This is a genomic window from Alkalihalobacillus deserti (assembly GCF_020734105.1).
GTDB lineage: Bacteria > Bacillota > Bacilli > Bacillales > Bacillaceae_D > Halalkalibacter > Halalkalibacter deserti.
This window is the reverse complement of the sequence record NZ_JAJAFR010000017.1, coordinates 15,199-33,558: the sequence shown is the minus strand read 5'-3', so window position 1 is coordinate 33,558 and position 18,360 is coordinate 15,199. Positions and strand designations below refer to the sequence as shown.

General features: G+C 40.2%; 30 protein-coding genes. 29 read left to right on the top strand and 1 reads right to left on the bottom strand.

The features are described 5' to 3' along the window. Positions 1–5: 5 nt before the first annotated feature. From LDX58_RS20520 to tuf, 5 genes are all read left to right on the top strand, one after another. The gene (locus LDX58_RS20520) at positions 6–254 is read left to right on the top strand and encodes a 50S ribosomal protein L7ae-like protein (RefSeq protein WP_227938916.1); all 249 of its coding nucleotides are present in this window, start codon (positions 6–8) and stop codon (positions 252–254) included. A gap of 112 nt (positions 255–366) precedes the next feature. Further along, complete coding sequence (gene rpsL, locus LDX58_RS20515; RefSeq protein ID WP_227938914.1) at positions 367–786, top strand: 30S ribosomal protein S12; 420 nt, start codon at positions 367–369, stop codon at positions 784–786. Positions 787–815: 29 nt separating this feature from the next. Then, complete coding sequence (rpsG, locus tag LDX58_RS20510) at positions 816–1,286, top strand: 30S ribosomal protein S7 (protein ID WP_227938912.1); 471 nt, start codon at positions 816–818, stop codon at positions 1,284–1,286. A 51-nt stretch (positions 1,287–1,337) separates the two neighbouring features. Further along, complete coding sequence (fusA, locus tag LDX58_RS20505) at positions 1,338–3,416, top strand: elongation factor G (protein ID WP_227938911.1); 2,079 nt, start codon at positions 1,338–1,340, stop codon at positions 3,414–3,416. 141 nt (positions 3,417–3,557) lie between these two features. Further along, a complete protein-coding gene (gene tuf / locus LDX58_RS20500; RefSeq protein WP_227938907.1) occupies positions 3,558–4,748 on the top strand; it encodes an elongation factor Tu in 1,191 nt (396 codons plus the stop codon). A 79-nt stretch (positions 4,749–4,827) separates the two neighbouring features. On the opposite strand, the gene LDX58_RS20495 is transcribed toward tuf, so the two are convergent. Next, positions 4,828–6,030: an MFS transporter gene (locus LDX58_RS20495; protein WP_227938906.1), complete on the bottom strand. Its 1,203-nt coding sequence runs from the start codon at positions 6,028–6,030 to the stop codon at positions 4,828–4,830. Positions 6,031–6,355: 325 nt separating this feature from the next. Here LDX58_RS20495 and rpsJ point away from each other — a divergent pair, with 325 nt between their 5' ends. The 24 genes from rpsJ (at position 6,356) to map (ending at position 18,346) form a co-directional block, all read left to right on the top strand. Next, positions 6,356–6,664: a 30S ribosomal protein S10 gene (rpsJ, locus tag LDX58_RS20490; protein ID WP_227938904.1), complete on the top strand. Its 309-nt coding sequence runs from the start codon at positions 6,356–6,358 to the stop codon at positions 6,662–6,664. A gap of 88 nt (positions 6,665–6,752) precedes the next feature. Continuing rightward, a complete protein-coding gene (gene rplC, locus LDX58_RS20485) occupies positions 6,753–7,382 on the top strand; it encodes a 50S ribosomal protein L3 (protein WP_227938903.1) in 630 nt (209 codons plus the stop codon). 25 nt (positions 7,383–7,407) lie between these two features. Beyond that, positions 7,408–8,031: a 50S ribosomal protein L4 gene (gene rplD, locus LDX58_RS20480; RefSeq protein ID WP_227938902.1), complete on the top strand. Its 624-nt coding sequence runs from the start codon at positions 7,408–7,410 to the stop codon at positions 8,029–8,031. Continuing rightward, positions 8,031–8,321 (top strand): 50S ribosomal protein L23, encoded by a 291-nt coding sequence (rplW, locus tag LDX58_RS20475; protein ID WP_227938901.1) that lies wholly within the window; start codon positions 8,031–8,033, stop codon positions 8,319–8,321. The genes rplD and rplW overlap by 1 nt, the downstream gene beginning before the upstream one ends. Positions 8,322–8,349: 28 nt before the next feature. After that, on the top strand, positions 8,350–9,180 hold the full coding sequence (rplB, locus tag LDX58_RS20470) for a 50S ribosomal protein L2 (RefSeq protein WP_227938899.1): 831 nt from the start codon (positions 8,350–8,352) through the stop codon (positions 9,178–9,180). A 57-nt stretch (positions 9,181–9,237) separates the two neighbouring features. Further along, entirely contained in the window at positions 9,238–9,516 is a 279-nt protein-coding gene (gene rpsS / locus LDX58_RS20465; RefSeq protein ID WP_144451548.1) for a 30S ribosomal protein S19, read from the top strand. Positions 9,517–9,544: 28 nt separating this feature from the next. Continuing rightward, positions 9,545–9,886 carry a 50S ribosomal protein L22 gene (gene rplV / locus LDX58_RS20460; RefSeq protein WP_227938898.1) on the top strand — a complete coding sequence of 114 codons (342 nt, stop codon included), beginning with the start codon at positions 9,545–9,547 and terminating at the stop codon, positions 9,884–9,886. Between the two features lie 2 nt (positions 9,887–9,888). Then, complete coding sequence (gene rpsC, locus LDX58_RS20455) at positions 9,889–10,548, top strand: 30S ribosomal protein S3 (RefSeq protein WP_227938897.1); 660 nt, start codon at positions 9,889–9,891, stop codon at positions 10,546–10,548. A 2-nt stretch (positions 10,549–10,550) separates the two neighbouring features. Next, complete coding sequence (gene rplP, locus LDX58_RS20450) at positions 10,551–10,985, top strand: 50S ribosomal protein L16 (protein WP_227938896.1); 435 nt, start codon at positions 10,551–10,553, stop codon at positions 10,983–10,985. After that, positions 10,975–11,178, top strand: a complete 204-nt coding sequence (rpmC, locus tag LDX58_RS20445; RefSeq protein ID WP_003322618.1) for a 50S ribosomal protein L29 — start codon at positions 10,975–10,977, stop codon at positions 11,176–11,178. The genes rplP and rpmC overlap by 11 nt, the downstream gene beginning before the upstream one ends. Positions 11,179–11,195: 17 nt before the next feature. Further along, a complete protein-coding gene (gene rpsQ / locus LDX58_RS20440; RefSeq protein ID WP_227938895.1) occupies positions 11,196–11,456 on the top strand; it encodes a 30S ribosomal protein S17 in 261 nt (86 codons plus the stop codon). Between the two features lie 33 nt (positions 11,457–11,489). Beyond that, the gene (rplN, locus tag LDX58_RS20435) at positions 11,490–11,858 is read left to right on the top strand and encodes a 50S ribosomal protein L14 (protein WP_034631482.1); all 369 of its coding nucleotides are present in this window, start codon (positions 11,490–11,492) and stop codon (positions 11,856–11,858) included. A 48-nt stretch (positions 11,859–11,906) separates the two neighbouring features. Further along, positions 11,907–12,218 carry a 50S ribosomal protein L24 gene (gene rplX / locus LDX58_RS20430; protein ID WP_227938977.1) on the top strand — a complete coding sequence of 104 codons (312 nt, stop codon included), beginning with the start codon at positions 11,907–11,909 and terminating at the stop codon, positions 12,216–12,218. 26 nt (positions 12,219–12,244) lie between these two features. Further along, positions 12,245–12,784, top strand: a complete 540-nt coding sequence (rplE, locus tag LDX58_RS20425; RefSeq protein ID WP_227938893.1) for a 50S ribosomal protein L5 — start codon at positions 12,245–12,247, stop codon at positions 12,782–12,784. A gap of 30 nt (positions 12,785–12,814) precedes the next feature. Continuing rightward, a complete protein-coding gene (locus tag LDX58_RS20420) occupies positions 12,815–13,000 on the top strand; it encodes a type Z 30S ribosomal protein S14 (RefSeq protein WP_012957149.1) in 186 nt (61 codons plus the stop codon). 29 nt (positions 13,001–13,029) lie between these two features. Beyond that, entirely contained in the window at positions 13,030–13,428 is a 399-nt protein-coding gene (gene rpsH, locus LDX58_RS20415; protein ID WP_227938891.1) for a 30S ribosomal protein S8, read from the top strand. Between the two features lie 33 nt (positions 13,429–13,461). Further along, a complete protein-coding gene (rplF, locus tag LDX58_RS20410; RefSeq protein WP_227938889.1) occupies positions 13,462–13,998 on the top strand; it encodes a 50S ribosomal protein L6 in 537 nt (178 codons plus the stop codon). Positions 13,999–14,028: 30 nt separating this feature from the next. Then, positions 14,029–14,388: a 50S ribosomal protein L18 gene (gene rplR / locus LDX58_RS20405; protein WP_227938887.1), complete on the top strand. Its 360-nt coding sequence runs from the start codon at positions 14,029–14,031 to the stop codon at positions 14,386–14,388. A 20-nt stretch (positions 14,389–14,408) separates the two neighbouring features. Continuing rightward, positions 14,409–14,909: a 30S ribosomal protein S5 gene (gene rpsE / locus LDX58_RS20400; RefSeq protein WP_227938885.1), complete on the top strand. Its 501-nt coding sequence runs from the start codon at positions 14,409–14,411 to the stop codon at positions 14,907–14,909. A gap of 13 nt (positions 14,910–14,922) precedes the next feature. Beyond that, complete coding sequence (gene rpmD, locus LDX58_RS20395; protein ID WP_034631470.1) at positions 14,923–15,111, top strand: 50S ribosomal protein L30; 189 nt, start codon at positions 14,923–14,925, stop codon at positions 15,109–15,111. Positions 15,112–15,143: 32 nt separating this feature from the next. Then, a complete protein-coding gene (gene rplO, locus LDX58_RS20390; RefSeq protein ID WP_227938883.1) occupies positions 15,144–15,584 on the top strand; it encodes a 50S ribosomal protein L15 in 441 nt (146 codons plus the stop codon). Next, positions 15,584–16,876, top strand: a complete 1,293-nt coding sequence (gene secY, locus LDX58_RS20385) for a preprotein translocase subunit SecY (protein WP_227938881.1) — start codon at positions 15,584–15,586, stop codon at positions 16,874–16,876. Before rplO ends, secY begins: the two co-directional genes overlap by 1 nt. Positions 16,877–16,949: 73 nt before the next feature. After that, a complete protein-coding gene (locus LDX58_RS20380; protein ID WP_227938879.1) occupies positions 16,950–17,603 on the top strand; it encodes an adenylate kinase in 654 nt (217 codons plus the stop codon). After that, the gene (gene map, locus LDX58_RS20375; RefSeq protein WP_227938877.1) at positions 17,600–18,346 is read left to right on the top strand and encodes a type I methionyl aminopeptidase; all 747 of its coding nucleotides are present in this window, start codon (positions 17,600–17,602) and stop codon (positions 18,344–18,346) included. Before LDX58_RS20380 ends, map begins: the two co-directional genes overlap by 4 nt. Positions 18,347–18,360: the final 14 nt, after the last annotated feature.

Below are 18,360 nucleotides of genomic sequence, written 5' to 3'. Positions count from 1 at the left end.
GATTCATGTCTTATGAAAAAGTTTTACAGGCAAAAGACCTAGTAATAGGTACGAAACAAACGCTTAAGGCGCTTGATGAAGGTATTGTCACTGAGGTTTTTATTGCTAAGGATGCGGAATACCGAGTAATCTACAAAGTTGAAGCATTAGCAAGAGCCAAAGAGATACCACTATTATATGTTGACTCGATGAAAAAGCTTGGTAAAGCTTGTGGAATCGAAGTCGGCGCTGCCACTGTTGCTTTTAGGAAGTAAATAGATGTTTTTGCCACTCGGCGTCATCCGTTTGGCAAAAACTTTCCTTTTGCCTAAAGATGAACCACCAGGACCAGTGGTCTTAATTCACTTAATGAGAGGAGGAAATAAAATGCCTACAATTAATCAGTTAATTCGTAAAGGACGCGTTGCAAAAGTTAAGAAGTCAGATTCACCTGCTCTTAACAAAGGTTTCAACAGTTTCAAGAAGACTCAAACAAACCTTTCTTCACCACAAAAACGTGGAGTTTGTACTCGTGTTGGTACTATGACACCGAAGAAGCCTAACTCAGCTCTTCGTAAATATGCTCGTGTACGTTTAACGAACCAAATTGAAGTTACAGCTTACATCCCAGGTATCGGTCACAACTTACAAGAGCACAGTGTTGTTCTTATCCGTGGTGGACGTGTTAAGGATTTACCGGGGGTACGTTATCATATCGTTCGTGGAGCTCTTGATACGGCTGGTGTTCAAAACCGTATGCAAGGTCGTTCTAAATATGGTACTAAGCGTCCAAAAGCGAAGAAGTAATCCAATAATAGTTGAAGGGAGGGAATTTTATGCCTCGTAAAGGACCAGTCACTCGTCGTGATGTATTACCAGATCCAATTTACAAATCTAAGCTTGTAACACGTTTAATCAACCGTATTATGGAGGATGGAAAACGTGGAAAAGCCCAAACGATTCTTTATAACGCATTTGATCTTGTTAAAGAACGTAGTGGAAATGATCCAATGGAAGTTTTCGATCAAGCTCTAAAGAACATCATGCCTGTTCTTGAAGTTAAGGCTCGCCGTGTTGGGGGTGCTAACTATCAAGTGCCGATCGAAGTTAAACCTGAACGTCGTACTACATTAGGTCTTCGTTGGTTAGTAAGCTACTCACGTAAACGTGGAGAGAAGACGATGGAAGAACGTCTAGCTAACGAAATTCTTGATGCTGCTAACAACGCAGGTGCTGCTGTTAAGAAACGTGAAGATACTCACAAAATGGCAGAAGCAAACAAAGCATTCGCTCACTATCGCTGGTAGAATTTTAAATCTATCAAATAAATTGATTGAATTAGGAAGGAGAAATACCCTATGACAAGAGAGTTCTCCTTGAAAGATACACGTAATATCGGGATCATGGCTCATATTGATGCTGGTAAAACAACTACAACTGAACGTGTACTTTTCTACACTGGACGTATCCATAAAATTGGTGAAACTCATGAAGGTGCATCTCAAATGGACTGGATGGCACAGGAGCAAGAACGTGGTATCACGATCACTTCTGCTGCTACAACAGCTGCTTGGAAAGGTCACCGTATCAACATCATCGATACACCTGGACACGTAGACTTCACAGTTGAAGTAGAACGTTCATTACGTGTATTGGACGGAGCTGTAGCAGTACTTGATGCTCAATCTGGTGTTGAGCCTCAAACAGAAACAGTTTGGCGTCAAGCAACAACATATGGTGTACCACGTGTCGTGTTCGTTAATAAAATGGACAAAACGGGTGCTGATTTCCTTTATTCATTAGGTACTTTACGTGAACGTCTTCATGCAAATGCTCATGCAATCCAATTACCAATTGGTGCTGAAGAAGATTTCGAAGGTATTATTGACTTAATCGACATGGTTGCTTATTACTATGAAGATGATCTTGGAACTCGTACTGATGCGAAAGAGATTCCTGCTGAATACAAGGATAAAGCGCAAGAGCTACACGAACAACTAGTTGAAGCAGTAGCTGAACTAGATGAAGAGTTAACAATGAAGTATCTAGAAGGTGAAGAGATTACAAAGGAAGAACTTAAAGCTGCAATCCGTAAAGGAACTTGTAACGTTGAGTTTTACCCAGTAATTTGTGGTTCGGCATTTAAGAACAAAGGTGTTCAACTTATGCTTGACGCTGTTCTTGATTTCCTTCCATCACCATTAGATGTTCCTGCAATTAAAGGTATCGTACCTGATAGCGAAGAAGAAATTATTCGTGAATCTGGTGACGATCAACCTTTCTCTGCGCTAGCGTTTAAGGTTATGACTGACCCTTACGTTGGTAAGTTAACATTCTTCCGTGTCTACTCAGGTACACTTGATGCAGGTTCTTATGTTAAGAACTCTACGAAAGACAAGCGTGAGCGGGTTGGACGTATTCTACAGATGCATGCAAACTCTCGTGAGGAAATCTCTACGGTTTACTCTGGGGATATTGCTGCTGCTGTAGGTTTGAAAGATACAACAACTGGGGATACTCTTTGTGATGAAAAGAATCTTGTAATTCTTGAATCTATGGATTTCCCAGAGCCAGTAATCTCTTTATCTGTTGAGCCTAAATCTAAGGCTGACCAAGATAAAATGGGTATGGCTCTTGCGAAGCTTGCTGAAGAAGATCCAACTTTCCGTACTGAAACAAACGAAGAAACAGGTCAAACGATTATTTCTGGTATGGGTGAACTTCACCTTGATATCATTGTTGACCGTATGAAGCGTGAGTTTAAGGTTGAGGCTAATGTTGGTGCTCCTCAAGTATCTTACCGTGAAACGATTCGCCAATCAGCGCAAGTTGAAGGGAAGTTCGTTCGTCAATCTGGTGGACGTGGACAATTTGGACACGTTTGGGTTGAGTTCTCTCCAAATGAAGAGGGAGCTGGGTTTGAATTTGAAAACGCAGTTGTCGGTGGATCTGTTCCTCGTGAATACATCAATTCGGTAGAACAAGGAATCAGAGAGTCACTTGTAAATGGTATGGTGGCTGGTTATCCAATCATCGATATCAAAGCTAAACTTTATGATGGTTCTTACCATGATGTTGACTCGAGTGAAATGGCATTTAAGATTGCTGCTTCAATGGCTCTTAAAAATGCAAAGTCAAAATGTGGTGCTGTATTACTTGAACCATTAATGAAGGTTGAAGTTGTTATTCCTGAAGAGTACATGGGAGATGTAATGGGTGACGTTACAGCTCGCCGTGGACGCGTTGAAGGAATGGAAGCTCGTGGGAATGCTCAGATCGTAAAAGCATTTGTGCCACTTTCAGAAATGTTCGGTTATGCAACTTCACTTCGTTCACGTACACAAGGACGTGGAACTTACTCAATGGTATTTGATCACTATGAAGAAGTACCTAAGAGCATTGGTGAAGAAATTATCAAAAAACAAACAGGTCAATAAGATTTTTTTGACTTGATAATTGTTTCAGATAATATTTTGTTGTAAGCTAAGAAAGGTGTTGTTCTTCAATGGATGTTGCACCTTTCTTATCCATAAAAATACTTATTTATACTTATGTTCAATTAAGGGAGGAAATGAATCATGGCTAAAGAAAAATTCGATCGTTCCAAGACACATGCCAATATTGGTACAATTGGACACGTTGACCACGGTAAAACAACTCTAACTGCTGCAATTACAACAGTTTTAGCTAAGAAATCTGGTAAAGGTGTTGCAATGGCGTATGACGCTATCGATGGTGCTCCAGAAGAGCGCGAGCGTGGTATCACAATCTCAACTGCACACGTTGAGTATGAAACTGATTCTCGTCACTATGCACACGTTGATTGTCCAGGACATGCTGACTATGTTAAAAACATGATCACTGGTGCTGCACAAATGGATGGAGGAATCCTAGTAGTATCTGCTGCTGATGGCCCTATGCCACAAACTCGTGAGCACATCCTTTTATCTCGTCAAGTAGGTGTACCTTACCTTGTTGTATTCATGAACAAGTGTGACATGGTTGACGATGAAGAACTACTAGAATTAGTAGAAATGGAAGTTCGCGATCTTCTTTCTGAGTACGATTTCCCTGGTGATGACATTCCAGTTATCCAAGGTTCTGCTCTTAAAGCTTTAGAAGGCGACGAGGCTTGGGAAGCTAAAATCATCGAGCTTATGGAAGCTGTTGATAGCTATATCCCAACTCCTGAGCGTGACAAAGAAAAACCTTTCATGATGCCTGTTGAGGATGTATTCTCTATCACTGGTCGTGGTACAGTTGCAACTGGTCGTGTAGAGCGTGGCCAACTTAATGTTGGTGACACGATCGACATCATTGGTATTACTGAAGAGCCTAAATCAACTACTTGTACTGGTGTTGAAATGTTCCGTAAGCTTCTTGATTATGCTGAAGCTGGTGACAACATTGGAGCACTTCTTCGTGGGGTTGCTCGTGATGAAGTACAACGTGGTCAAGTACTTGCTAAGCCAGGTACAATCACTCCACACACAAACTTCAAAGCTGAAGTTTATGTTTTATCAAAAGAAGAAGGTGGACGTCACACTCCATTCTTCACTAACTACCGTCCTCAGTTCTACTTCCGTACAACTGATGTAACTGGAATTTGTAATCTTCCAGAAGGCGTTGAGATGGTAATGCCTGGTGACAACATCGAGATGACTGTTGAGCTTATCGCTCCAATCGCTATCGAAGAAGGTACTAAGTTCTCTATCCGTGAGGGTGGACGTACTGTTGGTGCCGGCGTTGTTGCATCAATCCAAAAATAATTAACTTTTTAAAAACCACCTTGGCTCGATCAAGGTGGTTTTTTTATCTTGAAATTTAATTATAATCAACTGAACATAATCAACCATTTTTGACTGTTTGATTAGTTATTCTTGTTAAAGCATACATACAAATGGGAGCGAATAGTGTCATGATGCCAATCGCTGTAAAAGCAATTCCCCAGTTAAAAGCATCTATTAATATACCGAAAAACAAAGGTGCAAATATAGTTGCACTAAAACCTAGTACGGATTGAATACCTAATGCTATTCCAAGTAACTCAGGTTCTGTCACTTCTGTAATAGCGGTATTGTAAATCGGTGAATCGGCTACAATTGAAAATCCATACACCATGGCAATAGGAATCATAATTATAATAGGAACAAATGATAGCCAACCAATAGATAATGTGCAAATAATACTAATAACAAGGAAGAGAACAGATGCTCTACCTCTTCCTAACGAATCAGATAATTTCCCTCCTATATAAGTGGCGACACCACCAATAATGATTATGAATGCCCCCATTGTATTTCCTAATTGAAAAGCTAGTTGTTGATCATACCCTTTGTTAATAAAATAGTAGACCAAGAAAGGACCAATCCACGACCACATCGCATAAAGCTCCCAACAATGACCAGTATACCCTGCGTTTATTAAAAGATTTTTCTTTTTGAATACCCCTTTTATCTTCTCAATCGTTAAAGTTTGCCCTTTTAATTTAATGGATGATGGGATCCTAATAAGTAAAACTAAAAAAGCTGCTAGAATACTGAAAAGGGAAGTAATAAAAATAACACCTTGCCAACCTACCCAATTTATAAATAAAGCAGAAATGAGTAACGAGCTACCTGAACCAACAACTAATGAGCCGACATAGATACCAAGGGCACGACCTCTCTCTTTGGGTGGATAAAGCTCAGCCACTATTTTCATGCCAGGAACGTAGATACCTGCAACACCGATCCCTGATAGAGTTCGAAGTAGCAAAGCAGACCAAAAACCTTCTGCAAAAAAAGCAAAAGCCAGTCCAGAAAAACCTGCAAGAAAAGCACCGAACACAAATGAATATTTAGGGTTATAAGCAGATATTAAAAAACTATAAAAAATAACAGCCAACACATAACCAATGTGAAAGAAAGCTAAAATAATTCCAGATTCACTAGACGTTAATTTCCATTCATCCTCGATAACAGGGATAATCGAAGAGTAATTAAACCATACTTGCATAACTAAGAATTGAGCAATTGACAAAAGCCAAAGCAAACGTTTAGGGTTTTGCATGTTTATCCTCCACTTATTCGAGTCTTATAAATGAATTTTAGCAGATGAACGAACTTACAGCATTTACTAATGCAACTAATGAATAAAAAATAGTAAAAAACATTGCTTTTTTATGATGTGGGCTATATAATAGTAAAAGTGTGATCAGCGTAAGTATTCCACTTGCACTGGTTTTTATTTTTGTGTATAATGTGGAATGTTGATCATTGACAGCGATGATGCGGAAGGTTGCTGACACACCAGGCCCCATTGCCATGGCAGGGTGTAGGAAATTTTCGCGGAGTATGTCTGTTTTATAAAAATGGACGATAAAGGAGGGGCTATAATGGCAAAGCAAAAGATTCGCATTCGTTTAAAAGCATATGATCACAGAGTCCTTGATCAATCTGCAGAGAAAATTGTAGAAACAGCAAAACGTTCAGGTGCAAGTGTATCGGGACCGATTCCACTTCCTACTGAGAAGTCTGTATATACAGTTTTACGTGCGGTTCATAAGTACAAAGATGCTCGTGAACAGTTCGAGATGCGTACTCATAAACGTCTTATTGACATCGTGAATCCAACGCCACAAACTGTGGACGCGCTTATGCGTTTGGATTTACCATCTGGTGTTGATATCGAAATCAAGCTTTAATTTTGTAAATTAACTTTAAATAATGATTCTTCATTATTATGATATGAAAATGGCAAATAAAATATGATTTTTATAGGAGGTGTAACGGATGACCAAAGGAATCTTAGGTAGAAAAATTGGCATGACTCAAATTTTTGCTGAAAATGGTGAAGTAATCCCAGTAACAGTAATCGAAGCAGAACCAAATGTAGTTCTACAAAAGAAAACTGTTGATTCTGACGGATATGAAGCAATCCAAGTTGGATTTGCAGACCAAAAGAAAGCAAATGCTAACAAGCCAGCTGAAGGCCACGCTGCGAAAGCAAACACGGCTCCTAAGCGCTTCATCAAGGAAATCCGTAACGTAAATCTTGACGAGTTTGAAGTTGGTCAAGAAGTTAAGGTAGATACATTCGCTGAAGGTGATGTAGTTGATGTAACAGGAACATCAAAAGGGAAAGGTTTCCAAGGTGCTATTAAGCGTCACAACCAATCTCGTGGACCGATGTCTCATGGTTCGCGCTATCACCGTCGCCCGGGTTCAATGGGACCTGTTGCTCCAAACCGTGTATTCAAAGGGAAAGCACTTCCTGGACGTATGGGTGGAGAAACAATCACTGTTCAAAATCTTGAGATCGTAAAAGTGGATACTGAGCGTAACTTGCTTTTAGTTAAAGGTAATGTTCCTGGAGCTAGAAAAGGCTACGTGCAAATTCAAAGTGCGGTTAAAGTAAAATAAAGATTGAAAGAAAGGAGGACACATCATGCCGAAAGTAGCTTTATTTAACCAAACTGGTTCACAAGTTGGAGATATTGAATTAGCTGATTCTATCTTTGGTATTGAACCAAATAATAGTGTGCTTCATGACGCAGTAGTTATGCAACAAGCATCTCTTCGTCAAGGTACACACAAAACAAAAGGACGTTCTGAAGTACGTGGTGGTGGTCGTAAGCCATGGCGTCAAAAGGGAACTGGTCGTGCTCGTCAAGGATCGATCCGCTCGCCACAATGGGTTGGTGGTGGTGTCGTATTCGGACCAACACCTCGTAGCTATAGCTACAAGTTACCTAAGAAAGTTCGTCGTTTAGCAATCAAATCTGCTCTTTCTAGTAAAGTATTAGCAGAAGAAATTGTTGTATTAGACAACTTATCATTTGAAACACCTAAGACAAAAGAAATGGCTGCCGTTCTTTCTGGCCTATCTGTTGATCGCAAAGCGTTAGTAGTAACTGCTGATTACAACGATGCGGTTGCTCTTTCTGCGCGCAACTTACCTGGCATAACATTTGTTACAGCTGAGGGAGTAAGCGTACTTGATGTGCTTAAGCATGATAAGCTTGTTATTACGAAAGACGCCGTTCAAAAGGTAGAGGAGGTGCTTGCGTAATGTCAAACGCTCGTGATATCATTAAGCGCCCTGTGATTACTGAACGTTCAACCGATCTAATGAGTGATAAAAGATATACATTCGAAGTTGATGTACGTGCTAATAAAACTCAAATCAAAGATGCAATCGAAGAAATCTTTGAAGTGAAAGTTGATAAAGTAAACACACTTAATTATAAAGGAAAATCAAAGCGTTTCGGTCGTTATACGGGTTATACAGCTCGTCGTAAAAAAGCGATCGTAACATTATCACCTGAGAGCAAAGAATTAGAGTTCTTTGAAGGTGTTTAAAAAATAATAGAGAAGGAGGAAACTGAAAATGGCGATTAAAAAGTATAAACCAACCAGTGCCGGTCGTCGTGGTATGTCCGTACTTGATTTTGCGGAAATCACAACTGATAAGCCTGAAAAATCGTTACTAGCACCTATACACAAAAAAGGTGGACGTAACAACCAAGGTAAGCTAACTGTACGTCACCAAGGTGGCGGGCATAAGCGTCAATACCGTGTAATTGATTTTAAACGTAACAAAGATGGTATTCCAGGCCGCGTTGCTACGATCGAATATGATCCAAACCGTTCTGCTAACATCGCACTAATCAACTATGCTGATGGTGAAAAACGTTACATCCTTGCTCCAAAAGGACTTAAAGTTGACACGATGATCGAATCTGGTGCAACAGCTGATATCAAAGTAGGTAATGCGTTACCACTTAAAAATATCCCTGTTGGTACAGTGATTCATAATGTTGAACTTAAACCTGGTAAAGGTGGACAGTTAGTTCGTTCTGCTGGAACAGAAGCTCAATTACTTGGTAAAGAAGGAGATTATGCTCTTGTTCGTTTGAACTCTGGTGAGACTCGCTACATTCTAGCTACTTGCCGTGCTACAATCGGTCAAGTTGGTAATCTTGAGCATGAATTAGTTAACATCGGTAAAGCAGGTCGTTCACGTTGGTTAGGCAAACGTCCAACTGTTCGTGGATCTGTAATGAACCCGAATGATCACCCACACGGTGGTGGTGAAGGTCGTTCACCTATCGGACGTAAATCACCAATGTCACCATGGGGTAAACCAACTCTTGGTTACAAAACTCGTAAGAAAAACAAAGCATCAGATAAGTACATTGTACGTCGTCGTAAAAAATAACGGGGTTGCACTGCGGTTCTACTAGAACCGTAGCCAATCACGAAGGGAGGTTTTCTCATGGGTCGTAGTTTGAAAAAGGGACCTTTTGTCGATGATCATCTTATGAAGAAAGTTGAAGTAATGAATGAAACTGAAGATAAGAGAGTTATCAAAACTTGGTCTCGTCGTTCAACGATTTTTCCTGAGTTCATCGGTCACACTATCGCAGTTTATGATGGCCGTAAGCACGTGCCTGTATACGTATCTGAGGACATGGTTGGTCACAAGCTTGGTGAATTCGCACCAACTCGTACGTATAAAGGTCATGCCGCTGATGATAAGAAAACAAGACGTTAATATGTAAGTAAGAGAGGAGGTCAATCCTATGCAAGCTAAAGCAGTAGCAAAACAAATCCGTATTGCTCCTCGTAAAGTTCGCTTGGTTATTGATTTGATTCGTGGGAAGCAAGTTGGTGAGGCTATCGCAATTTTACGCCATACACCTAAAGCTGCTTCACCTGTTGTAGAAAAGCTTTTAAATTCTGCAATCGCGAACGCTGAACATAACTATGAAATGGAGCCTAACAACCTTGTAATTAGTGAGGTGTTTGTCGATGAGGGTGTAACGTTAAAACGTTTCCGTCCACGTGCAATGGGACGTGCTAGCCGTATCAACAAACGTACTAGCCATATTACATTAGTTGTAACTGAGAAGAAGGAGGGATAAGCGTGGGTCAAAAGATTAATCCAACTGGACTTCGAGTAGGAGTTATCCGTGATTGGGATTCAAAATGGTACGCTGATAAAGATTATGCTAATCTTTTACACGAAGATATTAAAATTCGTGAGTATATTGAAAAACGTTTAAAAGACGCTTCTGTCTCTAAAGTTGAGATCGAACGTGCTGCTAACCGTGTCAATGTTACGGTTTCTACCGCTAAGCCAGGAATGGTAATCGGTAAAGGTGGTTCAGAAGTTGAAGCACTACGTAAAGCATTGAATGAATTAACAGGCAAACGAGTTCACATCAATATCTCTGAAATCAAGTATGCTGATATGGATGCTAAGCTTGTTGCTGAAAATATCGCTCGTCAATTAGAAAATCGTATTTCGTTCCGTCGTGCAATGAAGCAAGCAATCCAACGTACAATGCGTGCAGGTGCTAAGGGGATTAAAACTCAAGTATCTGGTCGTCTTGGTGGTGCTGATATCGCTCGTTCTGAACATTATAATGAAGGAACTGTTCCACTTCACACTCTTCGTGCTGATATTGATTACGGTACAGCTGAAGCAGATACAACATACGGTAAATTAGGTATAAAAATTTGGATTTATCGTGGTGAAGTCCTTCCAACGAAAGGAACGAAAAAAGAGGAAGGAGGCAACTAATTATGTTAATGCCAAAACGTGTTAAATACCGCCGCGAACACCGTGGAAAGATGCGTGGTCGTGCAAAAGGTGGTACTGAAGTTCATTTCGGTGAATTTGGTCTTCAAGCTTTAGAAGCATCTTGGATCACAAACCGTCAAATTGAATCTGCTCGTATTGCAATGACTCGTTACATGAAGCGTGGTGGTAAAGTTTGGATCAAGATTTTCCCTTCTAAACCTTACACTGCTAAGCCATTAGAAGTTCGAATGGGTTCTGGTAAAGGGGCACCTGAAGGTTGGGTTGCTGTTGTCAAACCTGGAAAGATTATGTTTGAAATTGCTGGTGTTTCAGAAGAAGTTGCTCGTGAAGCTTTACGTTTAGCTTCTCATAAATTACCGATTAAATGTAAGTTTGTAAAACGCGATGAAGTGGGTGGTGACGCAAATGAAAGCTAATGATATTCGTAACTTAACCACTGCTGAAATTGAGCAAAAGACGAAATCACTTAAAGAAGAATTGTTTAACCTTCGCTTTCAACTAGCGACTGGTCAATTGGATAATCCAGCCCGTATTCGTGAAGTTCGTAAAGCAATTGCTCGTGCGAAAACAGTTTTGCGTGAACGTGAGCTTGGAATTAACAACGGCTAAAAAGGAGGTTTGCAAACATGGAACGCAACCAACGTAAGGTTTACACAGGACGTGTAGTTTCTGATAAAATGGATAAGACAATTGCTGTCCTTGTAGAAACATATAAAAAAGATCGTCTATACGGCAAGCGCGTTAAGTACTCTAAAAAGTACAAAGCACATGATGAAAACAATAGCGCTAAAATCGGCGATATCGTTAAAGTTATGGAGACTCGTCCACTTTCTAAGGACAAACGTTTCCGCTTAGTTGAGATCATTGAAGAATCGGTTATTATCTAATAGAATCCTTGGTTTGAAGGGAGGTAAGTTTGTATGATTCAACAAGAATCCCGTTTAAAAGTTGCTGATAACTCTGGTGCTCGTGAAGTACTATGTATCAAAGTTTTAGGTGGTTCTGGTCGTAAGACGGCTAACATTGGTGATGTAATTGTTTGCTCGGTAAAACAAGCAACACCAGGTGGCGTTGTCAAGAAAGGTGACGTTGTCAGAGCTGTTATCGTACGTACTAAGAGCGGTGCTCGTCGTAATGATGGTTCTTACATTAAATTTGATGAGAATGCTGCAGTTATCATTCGTGATGACAAAAGCCCACGTGGAACACGTATTTTTGGACCAGTAGCACGTGAACTTCGTGAAAATCAATTCATGAAGATTGTATCACTTGCTCCAGAAGTTCTTTAATAAAAGATAATTGAAAGGCCCTGTCAAGGAGGTGCGAACATGGCAAATATGCATGTCAAAAAAGGTGACACAGTAAAGGTCATCTCTGGAAAAGACAAAGGGAAACAAGGTGTAATCCTTGAGGCGTTCCCGAAGAAGAACCGTGTACTTGTTGAAGGAATTAACATTGTGAAAAAACATGCTAAACCTTCTCAAGATAATCCACAAGGTGGAATCTTGAATCTAGAAGCACCTATTCATTCTTCCAACGTTATGCCTATCGACCCTAAGTCTGGCGAACCTACACGTGTAGGTTATAAAGTAGAGAACGGTAAAAAGGTACGTATTGCTAAGAAGTCTGGCGAATCTTTAGATAAGTAGTCAGTGTGTGAAAGGAGGTCAATCGTATGAGTCGTCTAAAAGAAAAGTATTCAAGTGAAATCGTTCCTAGCCTAGTAGAGAAATTCAACTATTCATCTGTTATGGCTGTTCCTAAGCTTGAAAAGATTGTTGTAAATATGGGTGTTGGTGATGCAGTTTCTAATGCTAAAGCACTTGATAAAGCTGTTGAAGAGTTAGCTGAAATCACTGGACAAAAGCCATTAGTAACAAAAGCAAAGAAATCTATCGCTGGTTTCAAATTGCGTGAAGGTATGCCAATTGGCGCGAAGGTAACACTTCGTGGTGAGCGTATGTATGATTTTCTTGATAAATTAATTAGCGTGTCACTTCCTCGTGTACGTGACTTCCGTGGGATTTCAAAAAAAGCTTTTGATGGTCGCGGAAACTACACATTAGGTGTAAAAGAGCAATTAATTTTCCCTGAGGTTGATTACGATAAAGTAGATAAAGTTCGTGGAATGGATATTGTTCTAGTAACAACTGCTAACACGGATGAAGAAGCTCGTGAACTTTTAACTCAAATGGGAATGCCATTTCAAAAATAATCGAAGTCGTTTCGAAGAGGAGGGAAAACATTGGCGAAAAAATCAATGATTGCAAAGCAAAAGCGCACACAAAAGTATAAAGTGCAAGAGTATACTCGCTGTGAGCGTTGCGGTCGTCCTCATTCAGTTTTGCGTAAGTTTAAACTTTGCAGAATTTGCTTCAGAGAACTTGCTCATAAAGGACAAATTCCTGGTGTGAAAAAAGCTAGTTGGTAATCCCAAGAACGGGAAGGAGGTAAATAATTATGGTCATGACAGATCCAATTGCAGATATGCTTACTCGTATTCGTAATGCAAACACAGTTCGCCACGAGAAGTTAGAATTACCTGCTTCAAAAGTGAAGAAGGAAATTGCTGATATTCTTAAGCGTGAAGGTTTTATTCGTGATTTCGAATACATTGAAGATAACAAACAAGGTGTTATTCGTATCTTCTTGAAATACGGTTCAACAAATGAGCGTGTAATCACAGGTCTTAAGCGTATTAGTAAGCCTGGACTACGTGTTTATGCAAAAGCTGGCGAACTTCCTCGTGTTTTAGGTGGACTTGGAATCGCATTAGTTTCAACATCAAATGGTTTAATGACAGACAAGGATGCACGTCAACAACAAGTTGGTGGCGAAGTATTAGCATACGTTTGGTAATATAATCCTTGAAATGAACGGAGGTGTACAAGAATGTCTCGTATTGGTAAAAAACCAGTTGAAGTACCAAGTGGAGTAACAATCACTCTAGATGGCACTTTAATGACTGTTAAAGGTCCTAAAGGTGAGCTTAAGCGTAACCTTCATGAGGATATGAAAATTGTTATTGAGGAAAACCTAGTTACAGTTGAACGTCCTTCTGACAACAAGTTGCACCGTGCGCTTCACGGTACAACACGTAGTTTGATCAATAACATGGTTGAAGGTGTAACAAAAGGTTATGAGCGTGGTCTTGAGCTTATCGGTGTCGGTTACCGTGCTACTAAGTCAGGTCAAAAGCTTGTACTTAACGTTGGTTACTCTCACCCAGTTGAAATCACTCCTGAACAAGGAATTGAGATCGATGTTCCTTCTAACACGAAGGTTATTGTAAAAGGTATTGATAAAGAGCGCGTTGGTGCTGTTGCATCTAACATTCGTTCTGTACGTTTACCTGAACCTTACAAGGGTAAAGGGATTCGTTATGAAGGCGAATTTGTTCGTCGTAAAGAAGGTAAGACAGGTAAATAATCATTAACTTACGGAAAGGAATGACGTTCAATGATTACGAAGCGTAATAAAAACGTAGCTCGTAAGAAAAGACATGCACATGTTCGACGTGCGATTACAGGTACACCTGAACGTCCTCGCCTCAATGTTTTCCGTTCATCTAAACATATTTACGCTCAATTAATTGATGATGTAAATGGTGTTACACTTGCTTCTGCTTCTACACTTGACTCAGAGGTAGTTGCAGATGCATCGAAAGTAGATGCGGCTAAACTTGTAGGTGAACTCGTAGCAAAACGTGCGATTGAGAATGGACATAAAGTAGTTGTGTTTGACCGTGGTGGTTATTTATATCACGGACGTGTAGCAACACTTGCAGATGCAGCCCGCGAGGCTGGATTGCAATTCTAAAGAAAAAGGAGGGAAAACGAATGCGTCGTATTGACCCTAATACGTTGGAACTTGAAGAAAAAGTAGTAGCTGTTAATCGTGTTGCTAAAGTAGTTAAAGGTGGGCGTCGTTTCCGCTTTGCTGCATTAGTTGTAGTTGGCGATAAAAATGGTCATGTTGGATTCGGTATGGGTAAAGCTCAAGAAGTTCCAGAAGCGATTCGCAAGGCTATAGAAGATGCAAAGAAGAACCTTATTGAAGTACCAGTTGTTGGTACAACAATCCCTCATGAGATTGTTGGACATTTTGGTGCTGGACGCGTCTTTCTAAAAAATGCTTCAGAAGGTACTGGAATCATCGCTGGTGGACCAGTACGTGCCGTACTTGAATTAGCAGGTATCGGTGATATTCTTTCAAAATCTCTTGGTTCAAATAACCCAATCAATATGGTTCGTGCAACTATGCAAGGACTACAAGGTTTAAAACGTGCTGAAGAGGTTGCTAAACTTCGCGGCAAATCCGTGGAAGAACTGTTAGGTTAAGGAGGGAAAATAAATGGCTAAGAAATTAGAAATTACCCTCACTCGTAGTCTTATCGGGCGTCCGGAAGACCAACGCGTTACTGTGAACACTCTTGGTTTACGTAAAATGCATCAAACGGTTGTTCAACAAGATAACGCTGCGATTCGCGGTATGGTAAATAAGGTATCTCACCTTTTAACTGTTAAAGAAATCGAAGCTTAATTGCTTATCTATAATAACGAGGAGGTGTCAACATGAAACTTCATGAGTTGAAGCCTGCAGAAGGATCACGTAAAGAACGTAACCGTGTAGGTCGCGGTATTGGTTCTGGTAACGGTAAAACAGCGGGAAGAGGACATAAAGGTCAAAACTCACGTTCTGGCGGTGGTGTACGTCCTGGATTTGAGGGTGGTCAAAATCCTTTATATCGTCGTTTACCAAAACGTGGATTTACAAATCCTACTCGCAAAGAGTTTACAGTAGTAAACCTTGATACGTTAAACCGCTTTGAAGCGGGTACCGAGGTTACTCCTGAACTTCTTATCGAAACAGGAACTGTGAAAAACGTTAAATACGGAATTAAGATCCTTGGTAACGGTAAACTTGAAAATAAATTAACTGTTAAAGCACATAAGTTCTCAGCATCTGCAGTAGAAGCTATCGAAGCTGCTGGCGGAAAAACTGAGGTGATTTAATGTTCCGGACGATCTCCAACATTATTCGAGTGGGTGATTTACGCCAAAAGGTGATTTTCACCCTACTTATGCTCATTGTCTTTCGTATTGGAAGTTTTATTCCTGTTCCAGGCGCGAACAAGGATGTTCTTAATTTTCACGATCAAGCGAATGCATTTGGGTTTTTAAATACGTTTGGTGGTGGAGCATTAGGGAACTTTTCAATTTTTGCCATGGGTATTATGCCATATATCACTGCTTCCATTGTGGTTCAGTTGTTACAAATGGATGTTGTACCTAAGTTTGCTGAATGGGCAAAAGAGGGGGAAGCTGGTCGACGTAAATTAGCTCAGTTTACCCGTTACGGAACGATTGTATTAGGATTTGTTCAAGCATTAGGGATGTCAATTGGGTTTAACTCACTTTTCCCTGGTCTAATTCCGAATCCAAGCGTTACAACTTATTTGTTTATTGCTTTAGTATTAACGGCTGGTACTGCCTTTCTTATGTGGTTAGGTGAGCAAATAACAGCTAAAGGTGTAGGTAACGGTATTTCTATTATTATCTTTGGTGGTATTGCTGCTGGGATTCCTAATGGAGTTAACCAAATCTATGTACAACAGATTGAAGGTGCTGGAGATCAACTGTTCTTAAGTATCGTGACAGTTCTTCTTATGGCCCTTGCTGTTTTGGCTATTATTGTTGTTGTCATTTTTGTTCAACAAGCCCTAAGAAAAGTACCGGTTCAATATGCGAAGCGTCTAGTGGGACGTAGTCCAGTAGGTGGACAGTCCACGCATTTACCTTTAAAAGTGAATGCTGCTGGTGTTATCCCTGTTATTTTTGCACTTTCTCTTTTTATGTTCCCACCAGTTGTTGCTGGCTTTTTTGGGACAGGAAACGAAATTGCGGCATGGGTTACAAGAGTATTTGATTATACACAGCCAATCGGTATGATCGTGTATACATTATTAATCATTGGGTTTACGTACTTTTATACGTTTATTCAAGTTAATCCGGAAAAAATGGCTGACAACCTTAAAAAACAAGGTGGATACATCCCAGGCATTCGGCCCGGTAAGACAACACAGACTTACTTAACACGCATTTTATATCGCTTAACGTTTGTTGGTGCACTCTTCCTAGCTACAGTTGCTATTATCCCAGTATTCTTTACACGTCTCATGGATTTACCTCCTGCAGTACAAATTGGAGGTACTGGATTATTGATTGTGGTTGGTGTAGCATTAGACACGATGAAGCAAATCGAAAGTCAACTAATAAAACGATCTTATAAAGGCTTTATTAAGTAATAAGGGGATCTGGGAAGGTTATCTTTCCCGTTCGCCTTCTGTTGTTAAATCGGAGCGATGGGGGGAGATTGAAATGAATTTAATTTTAATGGGTTTACCTGGGGCTGGTAAAGGTACACAAGCAGAAAGAATTGTTGAAGAATATAACATTCCTCACATTTCAACTGGCGATATGTTTCGAGCCGCAATAAAAGGTCAAACAGATCTTGGTTTAAAAGCAAAGTCCTTTATGGATGCTGGTGAACTTGTTCCTGATGAAGTGACTATTGGTATTGTTCGTGAACGATTAACGAAAGAGGATTGTCAGAGCGGTTTTTTACTTGATGGTTTTCCTCGTACAGTTGCTCAAGCAGAAGCATTAGAGGATCTTTTAAGTTCAATGGAGCGCAAAATTGATTATGTTCTGAACGTTGAGGTTCCTGAAAGTCTTCTATTAGATCGACTTACAGGTCGCAGGGTTTCACCTACGTCTGGGAAAACGTATCATGTCATTTTTAATCCTCCTAAAACAGAAGGTGTATGTGACGTTGATGGAAGTGAGTTAATCCAACGCGATGATGACAAACCTGCAACAGTTAAAAAACGTCTTGAAGTAAACCAGGCACAAGCGCAACCTCTTGTAGATTTCTACACTGAGAAAGGCTATTTACGTGAAATCAATGGTGATCAAGATATTAATAAAGTTTTCGAAGATATCGACCAGCTTTTGAAAGGACTTCGTGCATGATCATATGTAAGACTGAACGAGAACTAGACATCATGCGAGAAGCGGGTAAAATTGTTGCTTTAACGCATCAAGCGTTAAAAGAACATATTCAACCTGGTATATCGACAAAAGAATTAGATGTGATTGCAGAAAAGTTGATTCGCTCACACGATGCAACTCCATCTTTCAAAGGTTATAATGGGTTTACAGGTAGCGTCTGTGCTTCGGTAAATGAGGAATTAGTGCACGGAATTCCTGGGAAGCGAGTGCTTAAAGATGGCGATGTCATTAGTATTGATATTGGTGCTTTTTACAATGGTTATCATGGAGATTCAGCATGGACATATGCAGTTGGCAACATTTCTGAAAAAGATCAAGAGTTACTTGATGTGACAGAAGCTTCTCTTTTTAAAGGATTGGAGTTTGCTAGACCTGGTAATCGCTTATCAGATATTTCACATGCTATTCAATCTTATGCAGAGCCATTTGGTTTTTCAATCGTCAGGGAGTATGTTGGACATGGCGTTGGGCAAGACTTGCATGAGGATCCTCAAATTCCTCACTACGGTCCCCCAGGAAAAGGTCCTAGACTTAAACCGGGTATGGTACTTGCGATTGAACCAATGATTAATGCTGGCACGCGCTATGTACGTACTCTTTCTGATGACTGGACTGTTGTCACAGTCGATGGAAAGAATTGTGCACACTTTGAGCATACGATTGCTATTACGGAATCAGGTTATGAAATCTTAACAAAAGCTTAATTGTAGGTGATGAT

Bases quoted from the DNA above. Each gene is read 5' to 3' on its own strand.
- LDX58_RS20520 (WP_227938916.1), top strand. From the start codon at position 6: ATGTCTTATGAAAAAGTTTTACAGGCAAAAGACCTAGTAATAGGTACG.
- rpsL (WP_227938914.1), top strand. From the start codon at position 367: ATGCCTACAATTAATCAGTTAATTCGTAAAGGACGCGTTGCAAAAGTT.
- rpsG (WP_227938912.1), top strand. From the start codon at position 816: ATGCCTCGTAAAGGACCAGTCACTCGTCGTGATGTATTACCAGATCCA.
- fusA (WP_227938911.1), top strand. From the start codon at position 1,338: ATGACAAGAGAGTTCTCCTTGAAAGATACACGTAATATCGGGATCATG.
- tuf (WP_227938907.1), top strand. From the start codon at position 3,558: ATGGCTAAAGAAAAATTCGATCGTTCCAAGACACATGCCAATATTGGT.
- LDX58_RS20495 (WP_227938906.1), bottom strand. From the start codon at position 6,030: ATGCAAAACCCTAAACGTTTGCTTTGGCTTTTGTCAATTGCTCAATTC.
- rpsJ (WP_227938904.1), top strand. From the start codon at position 6,356: ATGGCAAAGCAAAAGATTCGCATTCGTTTAAAAGCATATGATCACAGA.
- rplC (WP_227938903.1), top strand. From the start codon at position 6,753: ATGACCAAAGGAATCTTAGGTAGAAAAATTGGCATGACTCAAATTTTT.
- rplD (WP_227938902.1), top strand. From the start codon at position 7,408: ATGCCGAAAGTAGCTTTATTTAACCAAACTGGTTCACAAGTTGGAGAT.
- rplW (WP_227938901.1), top strand. From the start codon at position 8,031: ATGTCAAACGCTCGTGATATCATTAAGCGCCCTGTGATTACTGAACGT.
- rplB (WP_227938899.1), top strand. From the start codon at position 8,350: ATGGCGATTAAAAAGTATAAACCAACCAGTGCCGGTCGTCGTGGTATG.
- rpsS (WP_144451548.1), top strand. From the start codon at position 9,238: ATGGGTCGTAGTTTGAAAAAGGGACCTTTTGTCGATGATCATCTTATG.
- rplV (WP_227938898.1), top strand. From the start codon at position 9,545: ATGCAAGCTAAAGCAGTAGCAAAACAAATCCGTATTGCTCCTCGTAAA.
- rplP (WP_227938896.1), top strand. From the start codon at position 10,551: ATGTTAATGCCAAAACGTGTTAAATACCGCCGCGAACACCGTGGAAAG.
- rpmC (WP_003322618.1), top strand. From the start codon at position 10,975: ATGAAAGCTAATGATATTCGTAACTTAACCACTGCTGAAATTGAGCAA.
- rpsQ (WP_227938895.1), top strand. From the start codon at position 11,196: ATGGAACGCAACCAACGTAAGGTTTACACAGGACGTGTAGTTTCTGAT.
- rplN (WP_034631482.1), top strand. From the start codon at position 11,490: ATGATTCAACAAGAATCCCGTTTAAAAGTTGCTGATAACTCTGGTGCT.
- rplX (WP_227938977.1), top strand. From the start codon at position 11,907: ATGCATGTCAAAAAAGGTGACACAGTAAAGGTCATCTCTGGAAAAGAC.
- rplE (WP_227938893.1), top strand. From the start codon at position 12,245: ATGAGTCGTCTAAAAGAAAAGTATTCAAGTGAAATCGTTCCTAGCCTA.
- rpsH (WP_227938891.1), top strand. From the start codon at position 13,030: ATGGTCATGACAGATCCAATTGCAGATATGCTTACTCGTATTCGTAAT.
- rplF (WP_227938889.1), top strand. From the start codon at position 13,462: ATGTCTCGTATTGGTAAAAAACCAGTTGAAGTACCAAGTGGAGTAACA.
- rplR (WP_227938887.1), top strand. From the start codon at position 14,029: ATGATTACGAAGCGTAATAAAAACGTAGCTCGTAAGAAAAGACATGCA.
- rpsE (WP_227938885.1), top strand. From the start codon at position 14,409: ATGCGTCGTATTGACCCTAATACGTTGGAACTTGAAGAAAAAGTAGTA.
- rpmD (WP_034631470.1), top strand. From the start codon at position 14,923: ATGGCTAAGAAATTAGAAATTACCCTCACTCGTAGTCTTATCGGGCGT.
- rplO (WP_227938883.1), top strand. From the start codon at position 15,144: ATGAAACTTCATGAGTTGAAGCCTGCAGAAGGATCACGTAAAGAACGT.
- secY (WP_227938881.1), top strand. From the start codon at position 15,584: ATGTTCCGGACGATCTCCAACATTATTCGAGTGGGTGATTTACGCCAA.
- LDX58_RS20380 (WP_227938879.1), top strand. From the start codon at position 16,950: ATGAATTTAATTTTAATGGGTTTACCTGGGGCTGGTAAAGGTACACAA.
- map (WP_227938877.1), top strand. From the start codon at position 17,600: ATGATCATATGTAAGACTGAACGAGAACTAGACATCATGCGAGAAGCG.